The sequence below is a fragment of the Campylobacter mucosalis genome (assembly GCF_013372205.1).
Classification (GTDB): Bacteria; Campylobacterota; Campylobacteria; order Campylobacterales; family Campylobacteraceae; genus Campylobacter_A; species Campylobacter_A mucosalis.
Genome location: NZ_CP053831.1, coordinates 391,581 through 412,996 on the forward strand (window position 1 = coordinate 391,581; position 21,416 = coordinate 412,996).

At 35.9% G+C, this 21,416-nt stretch carries 29 protein-coding genes; 20 read left to right on the plus strand and 9 right to left on the minus strand.

Going from position 1 to position 21,416, the window contains the following annotated elements:
- Positions 1 to 16: 16 nt before the first annotated feature.
- From fldA to CMCT_RS02005, 9 genes are all read right to left on the minus strand, one after another.
- Positions 17 to 508: a flavodoxin FldA gene (gene fldA / locus CMCT_RS01965; protein WP_034967739.1), complete on the minus strand. Its 492-nt coding sequence runs from the start codon at positions 506 to 508 to the stop codon at positions 17 to 19.
- Positions 509 to 518: 10 nt separating this feature from the next.
- On the minus strand, positions 519 to 1,241 hold the full coding sequence (locus CMCT_RS01970) for a hypothetical protein (RefSeq protein ID WP_034967742.1): 723 nt from the start codon (positions 1,239 to 1,241) through the stop codon (positions 519 to 521).
- Between the two features lie 3 nt (positions 1,242 to 1,244).
- Positions 1,245 to 1,556 (minus strand): DUF2325 domain-containing protein, encoded by a 312-nt coding sequence (locus tag CMCT_RS01975; protein WP_034967744.1) that lies wholly within the window; start codon positions 1,554 to 1,556, stop codon positions 1,245 to 1,247.
- Between the two features lie 90 nt (positions 1,557 to 1,646).
- Positions 1,647 to 2,408 (minus strand): energy transducer TonB, encoded by a 762-nt coding sequence (locus tag CMCT_RS01980; RefSeq protein WP_034967746.1) that lies wholly within the window; start codon positions 2,406 to 2,408, stop codon positions 1,647 to 1,649.
- Positions 2,383 to 2,766 carry a TonB system transport protein ExbD gene (gene exbD / locus CMCT_RS01985; RefSeq protein ID WP_034967750.1) on the minus strand — a complete coding sequence of 128 codons (384 nt, stop codon included), beginning with the start codon at positions 2,764 to 2,766 and terminating at the stop codon, positions 2,383 to 2,385. Before exbD ends, CMCT_RS01980 begins: the two co-directional genes overlap by 26 nt.
- Positions 2,753 to 3,181 (minus strand): TonB-system energizer ExbB, encoded by a 429-nt coding sequence (exbB, locus tag CMCT_RS01990; RefSeq protein WP_034967754.1) that lies wholly within the window; start codon positions 3,179 to 3,181, stop codon positions 2,753 to 2,755. The genes exbD and exbB overlap by 14 nt, the downstream gene beginning before the upstream one ends.
- 79 nt (positions 3,182 to 3,260) lie before the next feature.
- Entirely contained in the window at positions 3,261 to 3,674 is a 414-nt protein-coding gene (locus CMCT_RS01995) for an Rrf2 family transcriptional regulator (RefSeq protein ID WP_034967757.1), read from the minus strand.
- 41 nt (positions 3,675 to 3,715) lie between these two features.
- On the minus strand, positions 3,716 to 4,348 hold the full coding sequence (locus CMCT_RS02000; protein WP_034967759.1) for an NAD(P)-dependent oxidoreductase: 633 nt from the start codon (positions 4,346 to 4,348) through the stop codon (positions 3,716 to 3,718).
- 24 nt (positions 4,349 to 4,372) lie between these two features.
- Complete coding sequence (locus CMCT_RS02005; protein ID WP_169752720.1) at positions 4,373 to 4,747, minus strand: cupin domain-containing protein; 375 nt, start codon at positions 4,745 to 4,747, stop codon at positions 4,373 to 4,375.
- Between the two features lie 149 nt (positions 4,748 to 4,896).
- Here CMCT_RS02005 and CMCT_RS02010 point away from each other — a divergent pair, with 149 nt between their 5' ends.
- From CMCT_RS02010 to CMCT_RS02095, 20 genes are all read left to right on the plus strand, one after another.
- On the plus strand, positions 4,897 to 5,835 hold the full coding sequence (locus CMCT_RS02010) for a cation diffusion facilitator family transporter (protein WP_034967762.1): 939 nt from the start codon (positions 4,897 to 4,899) through the stop codon (positions 5,833 to 5,835).
- Positions 5,836 to 5,844: 9 nt separating this feature from the next.
- A complete protein-coding gene (locus tag CMCT_RS09265; RefSeq protein WP_244948658.1) occupies positions 5,845 to 5,979 on the plus strand; it encodes an ABC transporter six-transmembrane domain-containing protein in 135 nt (44 codons plus the stop codon).
- Between the two features lie 26 nt (positions 5,980 to 6,005).
- Positions 6,006 to 6,275, plus strand: coding sequence for an ABC transporter six-transmembrane domain-containing protein (locus CMCT_RS09270; RefSeq protein WP_244948669.1), 270 nt, complete (start codon positions 6,006 to 6,008; stop codon positions 6,273 to 6,275).
- Positions 6,276 to 6,398: 123 nt separating this feature from the next.
- Positions 6,399 to 6,575, plus strand: coding sequence for a hypothetical protein (locus CMCT_RS09275; protein ID WP_236844952.1), 177 nt, complete (start codon positions 6,399 to 6,401; stop codon positions 6,573 to 6,575).
- Between the two features lie 62 nt (positions 6,576 to 6,637).
- A complete protein-coding gene (gene lepA, locus CMCT_RS02020) occupies positions 6,638 to 8,428 on the plus strand; it encodes a translation elongation factor 4 (protein ID WP_034967764.1) in 1,791 nt (596 codons plus the stop codon).
- A 1-nt stretch (position 8,429) separates the two neighbouring features.
- Positions 8,430 to 9,770 carry a DUF4910 domain-containing protein gene (locus CMCT_RS02025; protein ID WP_051654846.1) on the plus strand — a complete coding sequence of 447 codons (1,341 nt, stop codon included), beginning with the start codon at positions 8,430 to 8,432 and terminating at the stop codon, positions 9,768 to 9,770.
- Entirely contained in the window at positions 9,767 to 11,239 is a 1,473-nt protein-coding gene (locus tag CMCT_RS02030) for an amino acid adenylation domain-containing protein (RefSeq protein WP_034967767.1), read from the plus strand. The genes CMCT_RS02025 and CMCT_RS02030 overlap by 4 nt, the downstream gene beginning before the upstream one ends.
- Positions 11,226 to 11,939: a GNAT family N-acetyltransferase gene (locus tag CMCT_RS02035; RefSeq protein WP_051654847.1), complete on the plus strand. Its 714-nt coding sequence runs from the start codon at positions 11,226 to 11,228 to the stop codon at positions 11,937 to 11,939. The genes CMCT_RS02030 and CMCT_RS02035 overlap by 14 nt, the downstream gene beginning before the upstream one ends.
- On the plus strand, positions 11,929 to 12,645 hold the full coding sequence (locus CMCT_RS02040; protein ID WP_034967770.1) for a formyltransferase family protein: 717 nt from the start codon (positions 11,929 to 11,931) through the stop codon (positions 12,643 to 12,645). Before CMCT_RS02035 ends, CMCT_RS02040 begins: the two co-directional genes overlap by 11 nt.
- Positions 12,642 to 12,869 carry a hypothetical protein gene (locus CMCT_RS02045; RefSeq protein WP_034967772.1) on the plus strand — a complete coding sequence of 76 codons (228 nt, stop codon included), beginning with the start codon at positions 12,642 to 12,644 and terminating at the stop codon, positions 12,867 to 12,869. Before CMCT_RS02040 ends, CMCT_RS02045 begins: the two co-directional genes overlap by 4 nt.
- Entirely contained in the window at positions 12,866 to 13,651 is a 786-nt protein-coding gene (locus CMCT_RS02050; protein WP_034967775.1) for an AAC(3) family N-acetyltransferase, read from the plus strand. The genes CMCT_RS02045 and CMCT_RS02050 overlap by 4 nt, the downstream gene beginning before the upstream one ends.
- Positions 13,652 to 14,650, plus strand: coding sequence for a hypothetical protein (locus CMCT_RS02055; protein WP_034967777.1), 999 nt, complete (start codon positions 13,652 to 13,654; stop codon positions 14,648 to 14,650).
- Between the two features lie 56 nt (positions 14,651 to 14,706).
- The gene (locus CMCT_RS02060) at positions 14,707 to 14,919 is read left to right on the plus strand and encodes a tautomerase family protein (RefSeq protein ID WP_034967780.1); all 213 of its coding nucleotides are present in this window, start codon (positions 14,707 to 14,709) and stop codon (positions 14,917 to 14,919) included.
- A complete protein-coding gene (locus CMCT_RS02065; RefSeq protein WP_034967782.1) occupies positions 14,916 to 15,614 on the plus strand; it encodes a P-loop NTPase family protein in 699 nt (232 codons plus the stop codon). The genes CMCT_RS02060 and CMCT_RS02065 overlap by 4 nt, the downstream gene beginning before the upstream one ends.
- Positions 15,595 to 16,149 (plus strand): YajG family lipoprotein, encoded by a 555-nt coding sequence (locus tag CMCT_RS02070; RefSeq protein WP_034967785.1) that lies wholly within the window; start codon positions 15,595 to 15,597, stop codon positions 16,147 to 16,149. Before CMCT_RS02065 ends, CMCT_RS02070 begins: the two co-directional genes overlap by 20 nt.
- A complete protein-coding gene (locus CMCT_RS02075) occupies positions 16,146 to 16,715 on the plus strand; it encodes a ComF family protein (protein ID WP_034967788.1) in 570 nt (189 codons plus the stop codon). Before CMCT_RS02070 ends, CMCT_RS02075 begins: the two co-directional genes overlap by 4 nt.
- Before the next feature lie 58 nt (positions 16,716 to 16,773).
- On the plus strand, positions 16,774 to 19,380 hold the full coding sequence (gene gyrA / locus CMCT_RS02080; protein ID WP_034967790.1) for a DNA gyrase subunit A: 2,607 nt from the start codon (positions 16,774 to 16,776) through the stop codon (positions 19,378 to 19,380).
- Positions 19,381 to 19,395: 15 nt separating this feature from the next.
- A complete protein-coding gene (locus CMCT_RS02085) occupies positions 19,396 to 19,890 on the plus strand; it encodes an LPP20 family lipoprotein (RefSeq protein WP_034967793.1) in 495 nt (164 codons plus the stop codon).
- Positions 19,866 to 20,264, plus strand: a complete 399-nt coding sequence (locus CMCT_RS02090; RefSeq protein ID WP_034967795.1) for a hypothetical protein — start codon at positions 19,866 to 19,868, stop codon at positions 20,262 to 20,264. Before CMCT_RS02085 ends, CMCT_RS02090 begins: the two co-directional genes overlap by 25 nt.
- The gene (locus CMCT_RS02095) at positions 20,264 to 21,415 is read left to right on the plus strand and encodes a sigma-54-dependent transcriptional regulator (protein ID WP_034967797.1); all 1,152 of its coding nucleotides are present in this window, start codon (positions 20,264 to 20,266) and stop codon (positions 21,413 to 21,415) included. The genes CMCT_RS02090 and CMCT_RS02095 overlap by 1 nt, the downstream gene beginning before the upstream one ends.
- Position 21,416: the final 1 nt, after the last annotated feature.

Consider the following 21,416-nt stretch of genomic DNA (forward strand, 5'->3'; position numbering starts at 1 on the left):
GCAAAAGCCCCAAAAATTAAGAAAAAAGCGGTTTTATCTGCTCTATCCAGGCAAGAATTCTCTCTTCAGTTTTCTCGCTTTCATTATCAGCGTCAAGTGCAAGGCCTACAAATTTACCATCTCTAACAGCGTCAGAGCCGTCAAATGTATAGCCATCAGTAGATACGCTACCAACGGCTTTTGCTCCTTGTTTTACGAATGCGTCGTAGAGTTTTGCCATACCATTGCAGTATTCATCAGAGTAGCTTTGGCTATCTCCCATACCAAAAAATGCTACCACTTTTCCATTTAGATTTAGTGCAGAAAAATCAAAAGAGTCCCAGTCATCCTGCAAGTCGCCGCTTCCCCAGGTCGAGGTGCCTACTATTAGCTTATCATAGCTATTTATTTTTGCTGGATTTACGTCTGTCACGTTTAAAACTTCGTTTTCTAGACCTAAATTTTCGCCTATGAACTCAGCAGCCTCCTCGGTATTTCCCATACTGCTACCAAATATAATGCCTATCATTTTTATCCTTTTAGAAAATTTTATTACTTATTGTATAAGGCACGATTTTTATGCATTTATCAGCAAAATTACAATGCCTAACCTCTATATGTCGCTTAAAATTGCTATGTCTTGGCGTAACGACATACACACTCTCGCACTTTTCATTTTGTAAAAATTGTGTCGCATACTCTATTTCACGAGCTAATTGATTGCTATTTTCTATATTAAACTCTTTAAAGCTTGGTATGATACAAAGTTTTTGCTTCATATTACCGCTTTCTATGATGATAGCAGAGTCTTGAAAATAGACATTTTTATCAAAATGTTTCTTTGATATTTTATCATAAACAAACTGAGAAAACATAAAATTTGCGTCAAAAATAAGCTCAAATTCGCCATTTGTATAAAGCATTTTAATAAGTTTGGCGACCTTGTATTTTGGCTCTTTTGCAATCTTTTTAATGTTTGAAAAATTTTGATTTTTATACGAGATAATAAGCTTATTTGACGTTATGCAAAATTCTTTTAGTGTATTCTTTTTAAGCGTCGTATTTGATAAAAGATCGTCAATGTATGCACTAAATGCCTCTTTGATACTATTTGATAGGGCGTATTTTATGGGTATTTGAAAATTCTTATCAACACAGGCGTTGTAAAGGACTAAAAAATTATAAAGCCTAGCCCGTTTGCTAAGCTTTAAAAAAATACTTGGAGTTGTTTCGCCAATATCTAATAAATGTCCAAATTTCATTGATTAAGCTTTGCATCCAAATTCCTTATCTAGCCCAAAGACTTTGCAGTATTCGCAAAATACGCAACTCACGCTTCTTTTGGCACATACAATAGGTATGTTTCGTTTTTTGGCTTGTGTTTTGATTGTTTTCATTGTGTTGTGGTTTAAAAAGCTTGTAAGCATTACCACGCACTCCGTATCTTGCGGGATTGGTTTGCGATTTACTCGGTTTTCGTTTCTTGCGTCCCAGTGCTCTATTTTGTTTGCACCTAAGTCTTGTAAAACGGCTTTTATCGGGGTTATCTCATCTGCACCTATTACCAACACTGACATTTTTAGTTCTCCTGTTTATTATTTTGATATTTGTTATTATAATATAAGAAAACTAAAATTTTACTTATTTATGATATTTGTTATCATAAATTAACCTCTTCTTAGCTTATATGCAAGAGGTATTTTAACTACAACATCATTATCAAGTCTTGGAAAGTCTTTTGTAGCTTTTTTAATAGTGTCGATAGCACCATTGTCAAGTAGGCTAAAATTTGAGCTGTCTATTATCTTTATATCGCTCACGCTTCCGTCCCTGTGTAGCTTAAAGCTCACTTTTACGACACCTTGCTGATTTAGTTTTAGTGCGTTATTTGGGTATTTTTGGTGTTTTGCTAAGGCTTGTTTTATCTTGATATATCGCTCATCGTTTGCAGAGGTTTCCATATTTAGCTCGCCTATCGTTGGTGCACCGCCTAAAGCATTTGTGTTTGCTTGATTTTGAGATGGCACACTTTGGCTTGGAGTGGCTATTTGTTCGTTGCTTGTGACAACTGGTGGAGCTGGTGGTGTCGGCTCTATTTTTTCAATAGGCTTTGGTTTTTCTTTTTTTACCGGTTTTGGTTTTGGTGCTGGTTTAGGCTTTTCTTGTGGTATTATCTTTTTTGGTTCTGGCTTTGTTATAGGTGGCGGTGGTGGGGCAGGTGGGGCTGGAGCCGGTTCTGGTGCAAAAACTGGAGCCGAGATAGGCTTAAAAGAATTTACGCTTATTTTTAGTGGCTTTGCTTCGTTAAATTTTGGCTCTATAAATGGGTGTTTTAAGAAAAACACCGCAACGACAACAGCGTGTATAATTAGTGATACACTAAAGCCAACATTGCTAGATAGCCTACTCAGACACTGTCGTGATTGCAAAATTTTCGTGCCCTTTCTCTTTTAAAATATCTATGATTTTAACAAAGCTGTTGAATTTACTCTCTTTGTCACTTTTAAGCTCTATTAGCGTTGTTTGCTCAATAGGCATTAGTTTTTCTTTTAAATTCTCTTCTGGTGTTTGTATGTCATCTATGAAAATTTTATTATCTTTATCCACGACGATGACTACTTTTTTTTCATCTTTTTGCTCTTTTGTAGCAGAATTTGCACTTGGCAAATCAACTTGTATTTTACCCTGGGCTATAAAAGTGGATATGGATAGAACAATGGCAAGCAAAACCAGCATAATATCGATAAAAGGAACGACATTAAGCCCATCTTTTTTAATTGATTTCATCTTTTACCTTGTATCTATTTAGTAAAATTTCAGCTTTTCTAGATAGTCCATTATAGATCATTAGAGTTGGTATGGCTACAAGTAGTCCAAACGCCGTTGCCTTAAGTGCTAGAGATAGTCCGACCATAATGCTTTTTGTATCTATGCCACCACTTACGCCCATATCATAAAACGTTATCATAATACCAGCAACCGTGCCCAAAAGTCCTATATATGGGGCGTTTGAGTATATTATGTAAAGCGTGGTTAAATTTTTAGTCAAAGCCTCTTCTAGACTCTCCTGATTTTCAAAAGCTTTGATATCAATTTTTGCATAGTAAATCACTCTTTCTATGCTAAACCAAACTACTAAAAAGCTCATAAAGCCTAAAATCGCGATGATAAAGTAATCAACATTGTGTTTTAGAAATTCCATAAATTTTAAATCTCCTTAAAATTTTTGGTTATTATATCTTATATTGATAACTAAAGTCAATAATAGCAGGTTTTAAGGATTAATTTTTAAGCTCGTCAAGTAAATTTTGCAAACTTGTGCTATTTAAATTTTGCTCCAGTGCTTTTTGTGCGTTTTGAAATTTTGGCTCTAAAAGGGCGTCTATCCTACCACCAAGCGGACACGCAGCTGGAGCGTTTTGGTGTATTTTAAATAGATTTTGCTTATCGTTTATGGCTGTATAAATTTGATATAAGGTTATGTCTTTTGGCTCTTTTGATAGCGTTATTCCGCCAATTCCACGAGCGACTTGGATTAACCCTGCTGATTTTAAAAGTGCTATGATATTGCGAACGATTACTGGATTTGTGCCTATCGTTTGGGCTAAAAATTCGCTCGTGTTTTTTTCGTCTTTAAAAAATTCCACGCTTAATAAAATATGAATTGCGGTTGAAAATTTCACTCCGATTTGCATTTTTTCTCCAAATTTTTTGGGCTAATTATAGCCCAAAAAATCTATTTTTCTAAAACACTAAAACGTTTGCCAATAAATTTTGCGTTTTTTAGCTCATCAACCATAGCTATCGCGTAGTCAGCATAGCTTATCTTGCTCTCGCCTTTGCTATTTAGTGTAAATTTCTCCCCGGCTATGATATACTCGCCAGTTTTTGGTGCGTCTGGCTCAAACTCTGCCGCTGGGCTAAGATAGGTCCATTTTACGTCATTTCTCTTTCTAAGCTCATTTAGTCCAGCTTTCATCGCACTTGCGACAGGTTTGTAATCACTTGGGAATTCTGGCGTATCAACAAGCATTGTGGTTAGAGCGTCATCAACATACAAGCTACCAGCACCGCCGACGACTAAAAGGCGTGTGTTTGTCCCACTTAAAAGGTCGGCTAGATGAACTAGTGTAGTCGTGTGAAGTGGCAAGGTTTGTGGTGTCCAAGCCGCAAATGCTGTGATTACAGCGTCAAATCCCACAAGATCGGCTTTTTCTAAGCTTAAAATATCTTTGTAAATAACCTTAACTTTGTCGTTTTTATACTCTTTGTTTCTAATGATTGCTGTTACTTCGTATCCTTGATTTAAAGCCTCTTTTAATATGGCTTCACCTGCTTTGCCGTTTGCTGCTAAGATTGCTATTTTCATATTTTCTCCTTTAAATTTTATTTATTAAAGCCAACTAGGCTTCATATCATCGTTTATTACACCATCGGTGTGAGTGTATTGGGCTAAACTATCTTTTTTTGCTTGAATGCAAAGTAGTTTAAGCCCAGTATCATTAGCCTTAAAACATCTTTTGCCCTGCGGGTCTATGCGAATCGTATCATCTTTATTTACCGCTATCTCATCGCCGTCTATAAAAAGCACACCACTTCCTTCAAGCACGATATATGCTTCTTCATTTTGTTTGTGAGAATGCACGAAAGGCACGCTTGAGTTTGCGGATAATTTAGTAATTGATATCTCACAGCCACTTAAATTTAGAGCTTCTTTTAACTCAACTCTTGGTGAGTTTTTAATTGAAGCTATTTTATAGTTTGACATATTTTCTCCTTAAACTTTTGTTGTAAGGCTTTAACTTACAACCTATGAGCGAAGTATAGTAAAATTTTGTTGTAATGTCAAGAGTTACAACAAAATTTTACTAATCATTAGCCAAAAACACCTATAATAGCCAATAAAAAAGGATAAAAATGCAAAATCATAATCACCACTCGTGTAACCATTTACATAACCATTCTCACGATAAAAACGAAAGTACCATTAGAAATTCGTTTATTATCATAACTCTTTTTATGATTTTAGAAATTTTTGGTGGTATTTTTACAAACTCTCTAGCTCTGCTTTCAGATGCGTTTCATATGCTTTCAGACGCCGTCGCACTCGCACTTTCGTTGTTTGCGTTAAAATTTGCAAAGAGAGGTGCTACTTTAAAAAAGACGTTTGGATTTAAGCGTGTTGAAATTTTAGTGGCTTTTATAAATGCCCTTACGCTTGTTGTTATTGCCGTATTTATCATTATTAAGGCGATAGAGCGTTTTTATAATCCACCGCAAGTTGCTACAACTGCGATGTTATTAATTAGCTTAGTTGGGCTTTTAGTAAATATCGTGGTCGCTTACTATATGCACAAAGATAGCGATATAAAGGGTAACGTAAATATCAGGGCGGCTTATTTGCACGTATTAGGCGATATGCTTGGCTCGTTTGCTGCGATTGTGGCTGCTGTTTTGATGATGAGTTTTGGCTTTTGGTGGGCGGACTCTTTGGCTAGTTTGGTTGTGGCTGTGCTTATTATTAAGGGCGGATTTTTGTTGCTTAAAGATACGCTTAATATCCTTATGGAGGGCGTCCCTAAGGGTATAAATGTCGATGAAATTTTATGCGTTTTATCAAAAATAGAGGGTGTAAATTTTATATCTGACGTGCATATTTGGAGTATTAATAGCAAACTTCATCTTGCTTCGCTTTGCGTTGGTGTTGATGAAAATTTAAGCGTCAAAGAGGCGATTTTAATAACCCAAAATGTTAAAACTGCTCTTTTAAAATTTAACATAAAGCACGTTAATGTTGAGCTAAATAGCAAAGAATGCTTAGGCGATGTGCTTTGTGGGTTAGAATTTAAACATTAAAGGAATTTAATGCAAAATGGTGCGTTTAAGACATTAAAATTTATAGCAAGGCAAAATTTCAAAAAGCTATCTTTGACATTTTGTATTGTTTTGGCTGAAAACGGGCTATTTTTATCTACCCCATACTTGCAGGTATTGCGATAAATGCGGTTGTAAGCGGCGATATTTTACTGGCGTTATCCTACTCGGTTATGGTGTTTTTAGGCTGGGGGCTTGGTGCGATTAGAAGGCTGGTGGGTACTCAGGTTTTTACTAAAATTTACGCAGATCTTGTGGTAAAAGTGATAATGAGCGAAAAATCGGCTAATCAAGATAGTTCAACTATCATCGCAAGGGCGAATTTATCACGCGAGTTTGTAAATTTTTTCGAGCAACACTTTCCGATATTTTTTACATCGGTTGTATCGATTTTTGGCTTGAAAAAGAGGCTGATAGGATAAAGAATGCGGGCAAAGACACATTAAGCAGACATTATAACTTGCTATCTTTTTTAAGGGTTAAAATTTCAAAACAGAGGCGATGAGTTTTTTATCATAGGTACAAGTGCGGCTTTGCTCTTTAGCGTGGCTATTTTTTTACTGACCTCAAACAAGGCTGATGCAGGACATATCTACTCGGTTTTAACATATCTTTGGACGTTAGCAATAAGCCTTGATGACGCTCCAAGTCTTATAGAAGAGTATAGTAAACTTAAAGATATAGGCAAACGCGTAAATAGTGAACTAAGCAATGATGTGTGAATTTATAGCTTTTTAAATGATTTTTTGGCATTATAAGCCTTTAAAATTTAACTAGGAATTTTATGAAAAATATACGAAATTTTAGCATTATCGCTCACATTGATCACGGCAAAAGCACACTTGCAGATCGCTTAATCCAAGAGTGCGGCGCAGTAAGCGACAGAGAGATGAGCAGTCAGATAATGGATACGATGGATATTGAAAAAGAGCGTGGTATCACGATAAAAGCTCAAAGTGTTAGGCTAAATTACAAAAACAAAGACGGCGAGTATATCTTAAATCTCATTGATACACCAGGACACGTTGATTTTAGCTACGAAGTAAGCAGAAGTTTAGCTAGTTGCGAGGGAGCTTTGCTTGTTGTGGATGCAAGTCAGGGCGTTGAGGCACAAACTATTGCAAATGTCTATATCGCACTTGAAAATAACCTTGAAATCATACCGGTAATAAATAAAATAGACCTTCCAGCAGCTGACCCGCAGCGTGTAAAAGATGAGATAGAGCATATAATCGGGCTTGACTGCTCCGGTGCTATTGAGGTTAGTGCAAAGAGTGGAATCGGCATAAACGAGCTACTTGAGACCATAGCTAGTCGCATACCAGCACCAAATGGCGATGAAAACAAACCTACAAAGGCGTTAATCTATGACAGCTGGTTTGACAACTACCTTGGCGCACTTGCACTCGTGCGAGTTTATGACGGAAAAATCGCTAAAAACGATGAAATTTTGGTTATGGGAACAAACAAAAAACACGTCGTTTTGGATTTAATGTATCCAAATCCGATAGCTCCGATTAAGACAAAATCCATAAATGCTGGTGAAGTTGGCGTGGTTGTTTTGGGGTTAAAAAACGTAAGCGACGTGCAGGTCGGTGATACGATTACTATGGCTAAAAATCCGCTAAAAGAGCCAGTTGGCGGATTTGAACGTGCAAAGCCGTTTGTGTTTGCTGGAATTTATCCGATTGATACAGATAAATTTGAGGATTTAAGGGACGCACTTGATAAGCTAAAACTAAACGACAGCTCAATAAGCTACGAGCCTGAAACATCAATCGCACTTGGTTTTGGCTTTCGTGTGGGATTTTTAGGGCTTTTGCATATGGAGGTTGTCAAAGAGCGATTAGAGCGTGAGTTTAATCTTGATTTAATCGCAACTGCACCGACCGTTACATACGAAGTTGTCCAAACTGACGGCAAAATTTTACGTATCCAAAATCCAAGCGAACTACCGCCAGTAAATAAAATAGAGTATATCAAAGAGCCTTATGTAAAATCAACTATCATCACACCGACAGAATTTCTAGGTAACATTATCACACTTTTAAACAACCGCCGAGCGGTGCAAACAAAGATGGATTACATAACGCCAGAGCGAGTTTTGCTTGAATATGACATACCTATGAATGAGATTGTTATGGACTTTTACGATAAGCTAAAATCAGCTACAAAGGGTTACGCAAGTTTTGATTATGAGCCTAGCGAGTATCGTGTAGGTAATCTAGTAAAACTTGATATAAAGGTCGCTGGCGAGATAGTAGATGCACTCTCAATCATCGTGCCAGAGAGCAAATCGCAAAGTAAAGGACGTGATTTTGTAAAGGCGATGAAAGAGATTGTGCCAAGACAGCTTTTTGAAGTGGCTATCCAAGCAAGTATCGGCAATAAAGTAATCGCTCGTGAAAACGTAAAATCAATGGGTAAAAACGTAACGGCAAAGTGCTATGGTGGCGATATCACGCGTAAAAGAAAGCTTCTTGAAAAGCAAAAAGAGGGCAAAAAGCGTATGAAGGCCATCGGCAAGGTGCATTTACCGCAAGAGGCGTTTTTAAGTGTGCTAAAGATTGATTAAAATGCTAAATCTTGCAAAAAGACTTTTTAAAATCCCAAGAAGCATTACAGGCGATGGTTTTAAAACCAGCCTAAAAATCGTTTTAAACGCCATAAATGGGGGGGGGTATGGCGAGTTTTTAAATTTAAAAACCGCTCCTAAAATTACTAAACGCTTTAAAATCTCTCATACTATTAAAATTTCAAGCGTCAAATCAGGCACAAGGTGTTATGACTGGGTCGTGCCTGATGAGTGGGTCGTTCGTGACGCTTATATATTAACGTCAAATGGGCGTAAAATTTGCGAATTTAAAAAGCAAAACTTGCATCTTGTAAATTATAGCTGCGGTGTTCATAAAAAAATGAGTCTAAATGAGCTTAAAGAGCATCTTTATACAGATGAAAATTTAGCAAACGCAGTCCCTTATGTTACTAGCTATTATGAAAAACGCTGGGGATTTTGTATATCAAAAAATGAGCTTGATAGCTTAGAAGATGGCGTTTATGAGGTCTTTATAGATTCAAATTTTAAAAGCGGAGAGTTAAATTATGCTGAAATTTTTATCCCAGCTACAAAAAATACAAAAGATGAAATTTTAATCACGTCTTATTTGTGTCATCCGCAAATGGCAAATAATGAGCTTTCAGGGCCAGTTGTTTTAGCATATCTTGCAAGATGGGTTATGGGGTTAAATGAGCGAGATTATAACTACCGATTTGTTTTAGCTCCTGAAACCATTGGCTCAATCTGTTTTATTTATGAAAATTTTAGCCACTTAAAGCAAAACGTAAAGGGTGGTTTCGTGCTTAGCTGTGTTGGCGATGAGCGTGAATACAGCGTGGTTTTAAGCCCTTCTGAAAGCTCTTTAAGTGATAAAATCGCACTTCACACGATAAAGCACATTACTAAAACGCCAAAAATTTACTCATTTTTACATAGAGGTAGTGACGAAAGGCAGTTTAATACGCCAAATTTAGACCTTGGCATGGTTTGCATTTGCAGAAGTAAATTTGGCGAATACAAAGAGTATCACACTAGCCTTGATGATTTTAGTGTCGTTACGGAAAATGGCTTAAATGGTGGCTTAAGCTACGCAAAAAGTATGGTTTTAAACTACGAGATTAATAAAAAATATGCCCTAACTACTACTTGTGAGCCAAATCTTGGCAGTCGTGGGCTAATATCAACCATAAATAAAGGCGAGTATCCAAGCGATATGATGTTAATTCGCGACTTTTTGGCATTTTGTGATGGCAAAAGAGATGTCGTAGCGATAGCTGAAATTTTAGGTGTAAGGGCGTATAGCTTAAAAAATATGATAGAAAAACTACTAAAATTTAAGCTAATAAAGGAGGTAAAGTGATAAGAAATGTTTGCGATTTTTTGGATAAAACCGCACAAAAACACCCAAATAAAACGGCATTTGTTTGTAATGAAAAAAGTATAACTTACAAAGAATTTGATGAAATTTCAGATAAATTAGCCAGCAAAATTATCTCTTTTAAACTTAAAAACGAGCCAGTTTTAATCATTTTAGAAAAGGGGATTTCTGCTCTCATCTCATTTTTTGGCGTAGCAAAGAGTGGAAATTTTTACTCAATAATTGACGCTAAAACACCACAAGACCGCATAGAAAGCGTGATAGAAATTTTAAAACCAAAGCTAATTATTGCTGAATATAAGCTAGATTTTACCGATATTATCCAAATTACCCCTTGCGAGTTTGAAAATTTTAACATAGATAAAACTGCTCTAAAAACAGCACGTGATATGCATATTGATACAAATCTACTTTACGTGCTTTTTACCAGCGGTAGCACTGGTGTGCCAAAGGGTGTTAGCATAAGTCATAAAAGTGTGATAGACTACACTTTTTGGGTGAGTGATACCTTTAAAATTTCAAGTGATGAAGTGTTAGCAAATCAGGCACCATTTTATTTTGATAACTCTATTTTAGATATTTTTAGCACGATTAAAAGCGGTGCCACGCTTCATATTTTACCAACCCAGCTCTTTGCCTTTCCGCTTAAAATTTTAGAGTATTTAAAAGCTTATGGTGTTACATTTATTTTTTGGGTGCCATCAGTTTTAATCTACTTTGCAAATCAAAAAGCACTAGAAAAATGTGAGCTAAACAGCCTTAAAAAGGTTCTTTTTTGCGGAGAGATAATGCCAAATAAGCAACTAAATATTTGGCGAAAAGCCCTACCAAATGCACTTTTTGCAAACCTTTATGGGCCAACTGAGATAACTGATGTCTGTGCTTATTTTATTGTTGATAGAAATTTTAATGATGATGAGCTATTGCCTATTGGCAAGGCATGTAAAAACACTGAGCTTTTAGTATTTGATGATGATTTAAAGCTAATTACTAAGCCAAACATTAAGGGCGAACTTTACGTTAGAGGCACAAGTCTTAGCCTTGGATATTACGCAAATTCACAAAAGAGTGATGAGGTTTTTATACAAAACCCACTTCATAATAATTATAAAGATATTGTTTATAAAACTGGCGACATTGTGGCGTATAACGAAAATTTTGAGCTAGTTTGCTACGGCAGAAAAGATAGTCAAATTAAGCTTTTAGGGCATAGAATAGAACTTGGCGAGATTGAAGCGGTGCTAAATGCAGTCGTTTTAAACTCGGCTTGTATCTTTAAAAATGGCGAGATAATCTGCTTTTATGAAAACACAAATGACATAGATGTCAAGAAATTTTTAAGCCAAAAGCTACCAAATTATATGGTGCCAAAAAGGTTTGTAAGGGTTGAAAAATTTGCTTTAAATCAAAATGGCAAGATTGATAGAAAGGCGTTAAGTGAGCGAGTTTGAGAGCTTTTTAAAGGGTTATTATCGCTGTTTTACAAATAATATTTTTAGCATTGATAGTCTAAAAAATGCCAAAATTTTAACACGTGATGAAAATTTCTTTTTTATAAAAGATAGTTTTATTATCTATTTTATAAACGAAGCTAGGGATTTTAATTTGCCAAATGGTTTTATAAAAATTGTTAAAAAGATTAAACTTAGCGAGATTGAGTGCGAATTTTTAAGATTGAATGGCTTTAAAAAAATTGATGAATTTATAGGTATGAGTTTTAAAAATAATGGTTTAAGATACGAAATAAGCGACGAAATAGAACTAGCGATTTTAAGTGATATTGATAAAATTTATAGCTTTTTTACGGAGTTTTTTGATAAAGATTATCTTTTTATAAATAAAAATGAACTCAAAGAGAGAATTTTAAACAACCAAGTTTTTGTGATAAAAAATCAAAATAAAATCATTGCTAGTTTGATTTATTTTTTGCATTTAAACATAGCTCATTTAGATTTTATGGCAGTTAATAAAGAGTGGCAAAATGCAGGTTTTGGGCGAAAATTAATGGCTAAATTTTTATCATTAAGCACTAGAAATTTTAAGCTTTTTGTTAGGCAAAATAGCAAAAATATTATAGATTTTTATAGCTCTTTTGGCTTTGTTAAAGATAAAACGTTTATTGAGTTTTATGGGAGAGATGATGAAGGCTAACGAAATTTTTATACTTGGCAATGGACGAGTGGCATTAGAATGTGAGCGGATTTTAAAAAACCACTTTAATAACACAAAAATAACAAAGCTAGACAAGCCAAATGATAGCCTTTTAAACACTCTAAAAAATGCATTGATAGTAAGTGCAAATAATTTTTATATCTTTAAACCGCCCTGTGTTAAAAACAACTTCATCATCAATTATCATAACTCGCTTTTACCAGCTCACAGGGGCGTAAATGCTCACGTTTGGGCGATTTTTTGTGGTGATGAGATAGCTGGTATTACGTGGCATAGGGTTGATTGTGGTATTGATACTGGCGAGATTTTAATCCAAAAAGAGATTAAAATCTGTAAAATGAGTGCCTGTGAGCTACTTTTGGCACAGCACAAAATGGCAATACTAGCCTTTGATGAACTTGTTAAAAATAGCTTTAAAAAATTAAGCTATGGGGGGGGGTGGCAAGGTAGTTTTCATAAAAGTAGCGATCTCCCAAATGGTGGCGTGCTTAATCTAGGCTTTGATTTTGATACAAAGGTGCGATTTTTACGTGCTTTTGACGTTGGTGTATTTAGGCAAATACCTTATGCAAAGATAGAAAATAATGGCAAAATAGCAGACATTTTACATTACGAAATAGATAAAAACACTATAAATTTAACACTAAGCAACAAAGAGACTTTAATATTAAAGGAGCAAAAATGAACGAAGTTAAGGAGCTGTTTTTAAGTATCGGCAGAGATGATATAGATGAGAGCATGAGTGAGATTTTAAGTAGTGGAGTGATAGATAGTATGGATATTATGGGACTTGTTAGTGCGATAGAGCGTAGGTATAAAAAGCCACTTTTAGCTCAGTTTATCGCAAGTGAAAATTTTGAGAGTTTTAAATCTATAAAAGATATGATAGATGAAGCGATGAAGCGATGAGAACGCCTATTTTAGAGAGCTTTAACGGCATTGTTTATAAAGATGAGCTAGTTATTGCCTTAAAAAGTATCGGCATTAAAGATGGCGATACGATTTGCGTTCATAGCGAAATTTTTAACTTTGGCAAACCGCTTTTAAGCAAAGATGAGTTTTTATCCGCCTTGCTTGATTGCTTTTACGAGGTGATTGGCAAAACTGGCACACTAATAATGCCTACATTTACATATAGTTTTTGTAAAAATATGATTTATGATAAGTTAAATTCAAAAAGCACAATGGGCGTTTTAACTGAGTTTTTTAGGCATCAAAATGGCGTTGTTCGCACAAACGACCCGATATTTTCTTTTGCTATTTTTGGAGATGATAAAAATGCCTATCTAACTGACACACCAAGCACATTTTCTAAAAATTGCGTTTATGATGTGCTAAAAAATAAAAATGGTAAAATCGTGCTTTTTGGCACCCAAAATTTAGGTTACACTTTCACTCACTATATAGAAGAACAAGCAAATGTTAGCTACCGATATTTTAAGGAATTTAGTGGTGTTTTAAAAGATGAAAATGCAAAAATGCACGAAAAAAGCATAAAATACTTTGTAAGGCATTTGGATAAAAAATCAGAAATTTCTATATCTAAACAGATTAAAGCACTTAAAAAAAATGCAAATTTTAAGCAGGTAAAATTTGCAAACGCACCCATAACAGCCATAAATTCAAAGCCATATTTTGATGATTTTATGAGAATTTTAAAGGCAGATGAAAACGCCCTTTTGGAGGAGTAGATGAGAGTAAAGCTAAAAAATCATGACATAAAAGCCATAAGCTTTGTTTTAGGGCAAAATGAGAGTAGTTTTGATGATGAGATGTCGCATTTAACGCCTATAAAGCTAAATATACTTAAACAAAATTTAGGCATTAAAAGACACTATGTTAGTGATAATGACATATACGCTACGGATTTAGCGACAAAAAGCATAAATGCACTGCTTGAAGCCAAAATCATACAAAAATCCGATATAGACGCACTTATCATCATCTCTCACACGCCTGATTTTTTAATGCCATCAAACTCTCATATCGTCCATAAAAATTTAAATCTATTATCAAAAACTCTCTGTTTTGATATGACTGCCTTTTGTTCTGGCTTTATTCAGGGGTTATTTCAAGCGTTTTTAATGCTAGATAACAAAAATTTCAAAAATGTGATTTTATGCTCGGTCTCTGTAAAAAGCAAGATAATTAATAGGAGTGATAAGCTTACGTTTAGCACCATTTCAGATAGCGCTAGTGCTGTTTTAATCTCAAAATCAAAAGAGCAAAAAACAGCGTATTTTGCCAGTGAAATTTTTAGCGATGAGTGTCTAAATGAGACAAAGCCGATTGGTGCTTATAAATCAAGTCAAAATAAATTTTTAAACCTTGATAACGATAAATTTTTTAAGATAGTTTTTCAAAATTACCCAAAATTTTTTGATGAATTTTGCAAATTTTGCAAGAGACAAACCGACACTTTTATCTTTCACGCACCAAGCCGTTTCTTTTATGATAAATTTTTACAAACGTTAAAATTAGATGAAAATTTGTGTTTTAACAAAGCTTTAAAAGAGATAGCTAACACCGATATAAACAGCGTGGTCGCAAATATAATCAAACTTGCAAACAATAGGGGGGGGGTGCAGAGTCTGTTTTTAGGCAGTTTTGGCACCGGTATTGTGCTTAATGGCATAAATATTTTAATCAATTTTGATAGTCTTAAAATTCTAAAAAACACAAAATTTTAAAAGAGATTTAGTATTTTTAAGATAATATTAACGCATTTTTAGGCTATGGAGAATTTATGCCATATATAAATATAAAAATCACAAAAGAAAACGGCACTCCAACAAAGGAGCAAAAAGAGCATTTAGCACGTGGTGTGACCGAACTTTTTGAACAAATTTTAGGTAGAAGTGGTAAAAATGCCGTTGTTGTGATTGATGAGATAGAGCCTGAAAATTACGCTGTTGGTGGCGAAACAATTAGCCAAAAAATACAAAAGGGAGTAAGATGAGAAATTTTATCATTGCCGTTTTTATGCTTATTTTTTCTGGGTGTGCTAGTTCGTTTTGTGAGTCGTGCGGTCAGTCTGGATATCCAGTAGATAACGACTCTAAAATGCTTTTTGAATACGTAATGACCGTTAAAACGGACTGCTCAATTTGTGATCAAAGCGGTAGTAAGGTTTATATCGACGGTGTTAGTTACAGAAGCGACACTGCTCTTAAGTGTTGCTTTGAGAAAAATATGATAGATACTGATGTTGGTCTTAAAAAGGTCTATTTTCACAGGATTACCGATGAGCGTGAGAGTGCAAGAAGTATTTACTATACGCGTGTTGATGGCTCTAAGGTTGTGTTTAACTCAAACCCTAGATTAGAAGTTTTATTTTATATGTTTTTAGAGCAGGAGCTAAACTCACGTGCGATAGTTGTAGTTGATACACAAACATCGCCATATACGTATAGACTTGACTTTGCTTTTAACTCCTTAAGGGGCGATTATAGCAGGAAAGACGAGCATCTAGCAGGATTTTTAACCGGTAATCTATCTCTTTCGAATATAAATTTCAGCAAAAAAATGCAGATTACGACAACGCAATCTGTTGAAAAATTACAGGCTTCAAGAACCGGTCAATTTGACTTTTTTGTGGCTTTATTAGTAAAACAAGCAGCGATAAAGGTGGCAAATGAAATTTCAAAACTATAAATTTATAATCTTAATTTTGTTTATTTTGTTTACAGGTTGTGCGACAAGGCAGACATTTATCTCGCTTGCTCCATACTCCCCAACGCACCAAAAACAGCAACATCAAGGCAATTTTATAATCGCAAATGTTTTTGACGCTAGAAAAAATAAAGACATAATCGCTACAATAACTGGCTCAAATGGCGAAATAAATGAATATGTCGTGCTAAATAGCGACGTTGCTATGTATTTTAAACAGGCATTAGAGGCTGAGCTAAAATCGCTTGGGGTTATACAAAATCCAACTGGAGCAGTGATAAATATAACCATAACGGAATTTACAGCAAATCTTAGCGGATATGCAAAGGATAATGCAAAGGCAAATATGAAAGTGAATTTAGTCGCTATTAAAGATGGTCAAAATATAATGAAAAATTTTGCCGATACGCAGAGCAAATTTCAGCTCATTCACACTGGTGGAGCGTTTGAACCGCTTTTAAAAAGTGTAATAGATGATATGGTTAGGCGTGTTGCTAGAGAGCTTTTAAATATTTGAGATGTGCTAATTGTGGCGAGTTTAGCCTAGCTTTTTTGTGCGGTTCGTGCAAGAGAGTTTTAGCAGAGAGTAGGCTTTTTGTCCGTGAGATTGACGGGTTTAAGATTTACTACTTTTACGATTTTTCAGAGGTTAAAAATTTAATCCACTCAAAGCATTATATGCACGGAAGATTTGTTTTAAACTCGCTTTGCAAACTTAGTTTTAAAAATTTTAGTAAAATTTTTAAGCCAAATTTTGCATTAAATGCCATTGCGATTGATGATAGAAATTTTGGTGGCTACTCGCATAATGCTATCTTATCTAGGGCGTTAAAAAGCGAGTTTATAAAGCCAATATTTGGTGCTTTGCACGCTACTTCTAATGTAAAATATAGCGGAGAGAATTTGAAATTTAGACAGAGCAATCCAAGAAATTTTAAAATTTTAAAAGAGCCAAGATTTCCAGTTATTTTAGTTGATGATGTGGTGACAACAGGAACGACTATGTTAGAGGCTAGGGATACGTTTATCAAGGCTGGATTTGAAGTGGCTTTTGGTATTGTTTTAGCCGACGCTAGAAGCTAATTTAGCAACTTTTTATCAAATTTTAGCTACAATCCATTAGTTATTTTTAAGGAAGCAAATGGAAGAAAATTTACTAAATCAAAACCAAGATATTCAGGTTATAGACATTGAAGACTCTATAAAGGCTAGTTATCTTGACTACTCAATGAGCGTTATCATCGGTCGTGCTTTGCCAGACGCTAGGGACGGCTTAAAACCGGTTCATAGGCGTATCCTTTATGCGATGCATAAATTAGGCGTTCGCTCCAGTGCAAAATATGTCAAATCGGCACGTATCGTGGGCGATGTCATCGGTAAATACCACCCACACGGCGATACGGCTGTTTATGACGCACTCGTTCGTATGGCACAGAGCTTTTCTATGCGTTATCCTAGCGTTGATGGACAGGGAAACTTTGGTTCAATTGACGGCGACAGCGCTGCGGCTATGCGTTATACAGAAGCAAAGATGACAAAATTAAGCGAAGAAATTTTAAGCGATATTGAAAAAGAAACCGTTGATTTTGTCCCAAACTACGATGGTAGCGAAATGGAGCCAGATGTCCTGCCAAGCCGTGTGCCAAATTTGCTTTTAAACGGATCAAGCGGTATTGCTGTTGGTATGGCTACAAACATACCACCACATAGCCTTGATGAGCTAATTGACGGACTTTTGCTTGTTTTGGATAATAAAAATGCTACGCTTGAAGAGATTATGCAACATATCAAAGGGCCAGATTTTCCAACTGGTGGTATAATATTTGGCAAAAAAGGCATTATTGAGGCTTACCGCACCGGTAGAGGGCGTGTTAAAGTCAGGGCAAAAACTCATATTGAAAAGAAGCCAAACAAAGATGTAATCGTAATTGACGAGCTACCTTATCAGACAAATAAGGCACGTCTAATTGAGCAGATTGCCGAGCTTGTAAAGGAAAAGCAAATTGAGGGCATTAGCGAAGTTAGAGATGAGAGCGATAGAGAGGGAATTCGCGTTGTTATTGAGCTAAAACGCGACGCGATGAGCGATATCGTGTTAAATAACCTCTTTAAATCAACGACAATGGAAAGCACCTTTGGCGTTATAATGCTTGCCATTGATAATAAAGAACCAAAGGTATTTAATCTAATTGAGTTATTAAAGTTATTTTTAAATCATAGAAAGACGATTATTATCCGCCGAACGATTTTTGAGCTTGAAAAGGCTCGTGCAAGAGCTCACATTTTAGAGGGCTTAAAAATCGCACTTGATAATATTGACGCTGTTATAAATTTAATAAGAAATAGCGCTGATACAGCGACTGCTCGTGCTGGACTAATGGAAAATTTTGGTCTAAGTGAGCTTCAAGCAAATGCGATTCTTGATATGCGTTTAAGTAAGCTTACGAATTTAGGTCGCGATGAGATAGAGAGCGAGTTAAAGGCACTTCTTGAAGAGATTGAAAGACTAAGTAAAATTCTAAAAAGCGAAGAGCTTCTTGAAAATATAATCAGAGATGAGCTAAAAGAAATTCGCTCTAAATTTAAAGTCCCACGCATTACTGAAATTGTTGATGATTACGATGATATTGACATTGAAGATCTTATCCCAAATGAAAATATGGTCGTTACCATAACCCATCGTGGCTACATTAAGCGTGTGCCAAGTAAGCAGTATGAGAAGCAAAAGCGTGGTGGCAAGGGTAAGGTAGCGGTCACGACTTACGATGATGATTTTATTGAGAGCTTCTTTACCTCAAACACACATGATACGCTTATGTTTGTAACAGATAGGGGTCAATTATACTGGCTAAAAGTTTATAAAATTCCAGAGGGCTCACGCACAGCAAAAGGCAAGGCGGTTGTAAATTTAGTTCAGCTTCAAGCTGATGAAAAAATTATGGCGATAATCCCAACGACCGATTTTAGTGAGGGTAAATCTCTGGCATTTTTCACTAAAAACGGCGTAGTAAAACGCACAAATTTAAGCGAGTTTAAAAACATCCGCTCAATCGGCGTTAGAGCAATTAGCCTTGATGAAAACGATGAGCTAGTAACCGCTTTGATCGTTGAAAATAGCGATGATTTTATCCCAGATGATGAAAATTCTACTAATATTGACGGCGAAGAAAATGTTGTATTGCAACCTGAAATTACGGACGAAAACAGCGATGAGAATAGTGATGAAAATTTAGATGATAGTGGCGAGAAAAAACTCTTTATCGTTACTAAAAAGGGTATGTGCCTTAAATTTAATGTAAGTAAAGTTCGCCAAATGGGCAGAAGTGCACGCGGTGTAACTGGTATTAAATTTAAAGAACAAGGCGATGAGGTCGTGGGAGCTGCTGTGATTGAAAGTGACAGCCAAGAGGTGCTAAGCATATCTCAAAAGGGCATTGGCAAACGCACAACAGCTGATGAGTATCGTCTCACAAACCGCGGTGGCAAGGGCGTTATCTGTATGAAGCTAAACAACCGCACAGGTGATTTAGTCGGTGTTGTTATGGTTGATGATGAGCAGGATTTAATGGCTCTTACTTCAAGTGGCAAGATGATAAGAGTTGATATGCAAAGCATTAGAAAAGCGGGTCGCAACACAAGTGGCGTAATAGTCGTAAATGTAGATGGCGATGATGTCGTAAGTATCGCAAGATGTCCAAAAGCTAGTGAAGATACTGACGAGAGTGATGATGGGTTGGATTTGGAATAAATTTAAAGGATAAAGATGAGAAATTTTGCTTTTTTAGTCGTATTTTTAGCGATTTTTAGCGGTTGTTCGTTTAATGGATTTATCCCTGAAAACAACGTTGCAAAACGCGATGTTATAATCCAAAAGGTCGATAAAGACGATCTTAGAGATGTTATGAAAAAAGAGAAGATGATATATGACGCACAACCAGCACCAGTTAGTTTTAGAGTGACTGGAGAGGGCATAGCCCCACAAAACGCCATATCTTACGCTCAGGCTCAAGCTCTTGCAAAACGTGCGGCTATGGCAGATGCGTATTCTCAACTAGCAGGTAATCTTTATGGTGTAAAAATCAACGCAGAAGATACCGTGCGTGACGCTATGCTTAAAGATAGCTCGGTAACCACTAGGGTTAGAGGGCTTGTAAAAAACGCAAATATCATAAGCGAGAGCTTTAAAGACGGACTTTACAGGGTCGAAATGCAACTACAAATAGATCAAAATAAGTGGCAAGAAGTCTTTTCATACTAGTTTTTTTGCTATCCTTTGTATCAGGTGAGCAGTTTATATTTTCTGCTTTGCTTGATACAAAAGACGGCGTTGTAAGATCTGAAAACATCAGCATAGTTAGATCAAAAATAGAGCTAAAAAGCCCAAAATTTTATCGTATTTGCGAGATAGAAACGGGCTTTGATATAAACAACTCAGATGATTTTTTCTCCAATTATAAGAGCGAAATTTTTGAGTGCTTCTTTTTAAATGGTGCAAAAGTTAGTTCAGCTATAAAAAAAAGCGGTGATTTTGTAACAAAAAACACCACCATAAGCATACTTCCGATACGTTTTATTATAAATTTTAAGCCAAATTCAGTTATTATCAGCACACTAAAGTATAAGGCAAAGTGATGAAAGTTCTTATCGTTGAAGACGATATAAATATGAGAAAATCCCTTGAAATCGCACTAGCAGATTATGATGACCTTGAAGTGTCAAGCGTTAAAAGTGCCACTCAAGCACTTAAACAGCTTTCAAGTATTGAGCCTGATATTATTATTACTGACATAAATATGCCTGGACTTGACGGCATTGAGTTTATAAAAGAACTAAATGGTAAATTTGACGTTATTATAATGACTGGCAATGCCACGCTAAATAGAGCGATTGAGAGCGTTAGACTTGGAGTTAAGGACTTTTTGACAAAGCCGTTTGACGTAAATACTCTTTATGAAGCGATAAAAAGGGTGCAAAAAGAGCGTGAGAAAATCAGCACAAAACAGATAAAAATTTCAAATATCAAAAGCGATTTTGTAGGTGACTCAGAGGCTTTAAAAAGGGCTAAAAATATCGCACTAAAAGCTGCCGTGACTGACGCAAGTGTGATGATAATGGGCGAGAGTGGCGTTGGCAAGGAGGTTTTTGCAAATTTTATACATCAAAACTCAAAGCGAAAAGATAAGCCATTTATCGCCATAAATATGGCAGCGATCCCTGAAAATCTCATTGAGAGCGAACTTTTTGGCTTTGAAAAAGGTGCATTTACCGACGCCACGACACAAAAAACTGGGCTTTTTGAACTCGCAAATGGCGGAACGCTGTTTTTAGATGAGATTGGCGAGATGCCTATAAATTTACAGCCAAAGCTACTTCGTGCTATTCAAGAGCGTGAAATTTCAAGACTTGGTGGCACAAAACCTATAAAAATTGATGTGCGAATTTTATGTGCGACAAACGCAAATTTAGACGAGCTAATCAAAAACGCAAAATTTAGAGAGGATCTATTTTACCGCTTAAATACAATTCCGCTTTTAATCCCGCCACTTCGTGAGCGAAAGGACGAGATAGAAGCTATCGCAAACGCAGTGCTTAAAAAAGTATGCGATGAATACGAGCTTGGTGAAAAATCTTTTAGCGATGAGGCAATAAGTGAGCTTTTAGGCTACTCATATCCTGGCAACATTAGAGAGCTAATCTCAATTACACAAAGGGCTGCTATTTTAAGCGAAGGTACCAAAATAACAGCAGATGATCTATTTTTACAAGGCAGAAAAAGCAGATAAA

Excerpts from the sequence above, each read along its gene's own strand:
- CMCT_RS02040 (WP_034967770.1), top strand. The coding sequence starts at position 11,929 with ATGAAGGCTAACGAAATTTTTATACTTGGCAATGGACGAGTGGCATTA.
- CMCT_RS02070 (WP_034967785.1), top strand. The coding sequence starts at position 15,595 with ATGAAATTTCAAAACTATAAATTTATAATCTTAATTTTGTTTATTTTG.
- gyrA (WP_034967790.1), top strand. The coding sequence starts at position 16,774 with ATGGAAGAAAATTTACTAAATCAAAACCAAGATATTCAGGTTATAGAC.
- lepA (WP_034967764.1), top strand. The coding sequence starts at position 6,638 with ATGAAAAATATACGAAATTTTAGCATTATCGCTCACATTGATCACGGC.
- CMCT_RS02095 (WP_034967797.1), top strand. The coding sequence starts at position 20,264 with ATGAAAGTTCTTATCGTTGAAGACGATATAAATATGAGAAAATCCCTT.
- CMCT_RS01995 (WP_034967757.1), bottom strand. The coding sequence starts at position 3,674 with ATGCAAATCGGAGTGAAATTTTCAACCGCAATTCATATTTTATTAAGC.
- CMCT_RS01975 (WP_034967744.1), bottom strand. The coding sequence starts at position 1,556 with ATGTCAGTGTTGGTAATAGGTGCAGATGAGATAACCCCGATAAAAGCC.
- CMCT_RS02085 (WP_034967793.1), top strand. The coding sequence starts at position 19,396 with ATGAGAAATTTTGCTTTTTTAGTCGTATTTTTAGCGATTTTTAGCGGT.
- CMCT_RS02000 (WP_034967759.1), bottom strand. The coding sequence starts at position 4,348 with ATGAAAATAGCAATCTTAGCAGCAAACGGCAAAGCAGGTGAAGCCATA.
- fldA (WP_034967739.1), bottom strand. The coding sequence starts at position 508 with ATGATAGGCATTATATTTGGTAGCAGTATGGGAAATACCGAGGAGGCT.
- CMCT_RS02065 (WP_034967782.1), top strand. The coding sequence starts at position 14,916 with ATGAGAAATTTTATCATTGCCGTTTTTATGCTTATTTTTTCTGGGTGT.
- CMCT_RS02045 (WP_034967772.1), top strand. The coding sequence starts at position 12,642 with ATGAACGAAGTTAAGGAGCTGTTTTTAAGTATCGGCAGAGATGATATA.
- CMCT_RS01970 (WP_034967742.1), bottom strand. The coding sequence starts at position 1,241 with ATGAAATTTGGACATTTATTAGATATTGGCGAAACAACTCCAAGTATT.
- exbD (WP_034967750.1), bottom strand. The coding sequence starts at position 2,766 with ATGAAATCAATTAAAAAAGATGGGCTTAATGTCGTTCCTTTTATCGAT.
- CMCT_RS09265 (WP_244948658.1), top strand. The coding sequence starts at position 5,845 with ATGCAAAATGGTGCGTTTAAGACATTAAAATTTATAGCAAGGCAAAAT.
- CMCT_RS02005 (WP_169752720.1), bottom strand. The coding sequence starts at position 4,747 with ATGTCAAACTATAAAATAGCTTCAATTAAAAACTCACCAAGAGTTGAG.
- exbB (WP_034967754.1), bottom strand. The coding sequence starts at position 3,181 with ATGGAATTTCTAAAACACAATGTTGATTACTTTATCATCGCGATTTTA.
- CMCT_RS02025 (WP_051654846.1), top strand. The coding sequence starts at position 8,430 with ATGCTAAATCTTGCAAAAAGACTTTTTAAAATCCCAAGAAGCATTACA.
- CMCT_RS02055 (WP_034967777.1), top strand. The coding sequence starts at position 13,652 with ATGAGAGTAAAGCTAAAAAATCATGACATAAAAGCCATAAGCTTTGTT.
- CMCT_RS02060 (WP_034967780.1), top strand. The coding sequence starts at position 14,707 with ATGCCATATATAAATATAAAAATCACAAAAGAAAACGGCACTCCAACA.
- CMCT_RS02050 (WP_034967775.1), top strand. The coding sequence starts at position 12,866 with ATGAGAACGCCTATTTTAGAGAGCTTTAACGGCATTGTTTATAAAGAT.
- CMCT_RS02010 (WP_034967762.1), top strand. The coding sequence starts at position 4,897 with ATGCAAAATCATAATCACCACTCGTGTAACCATTTACATAACCATTCT.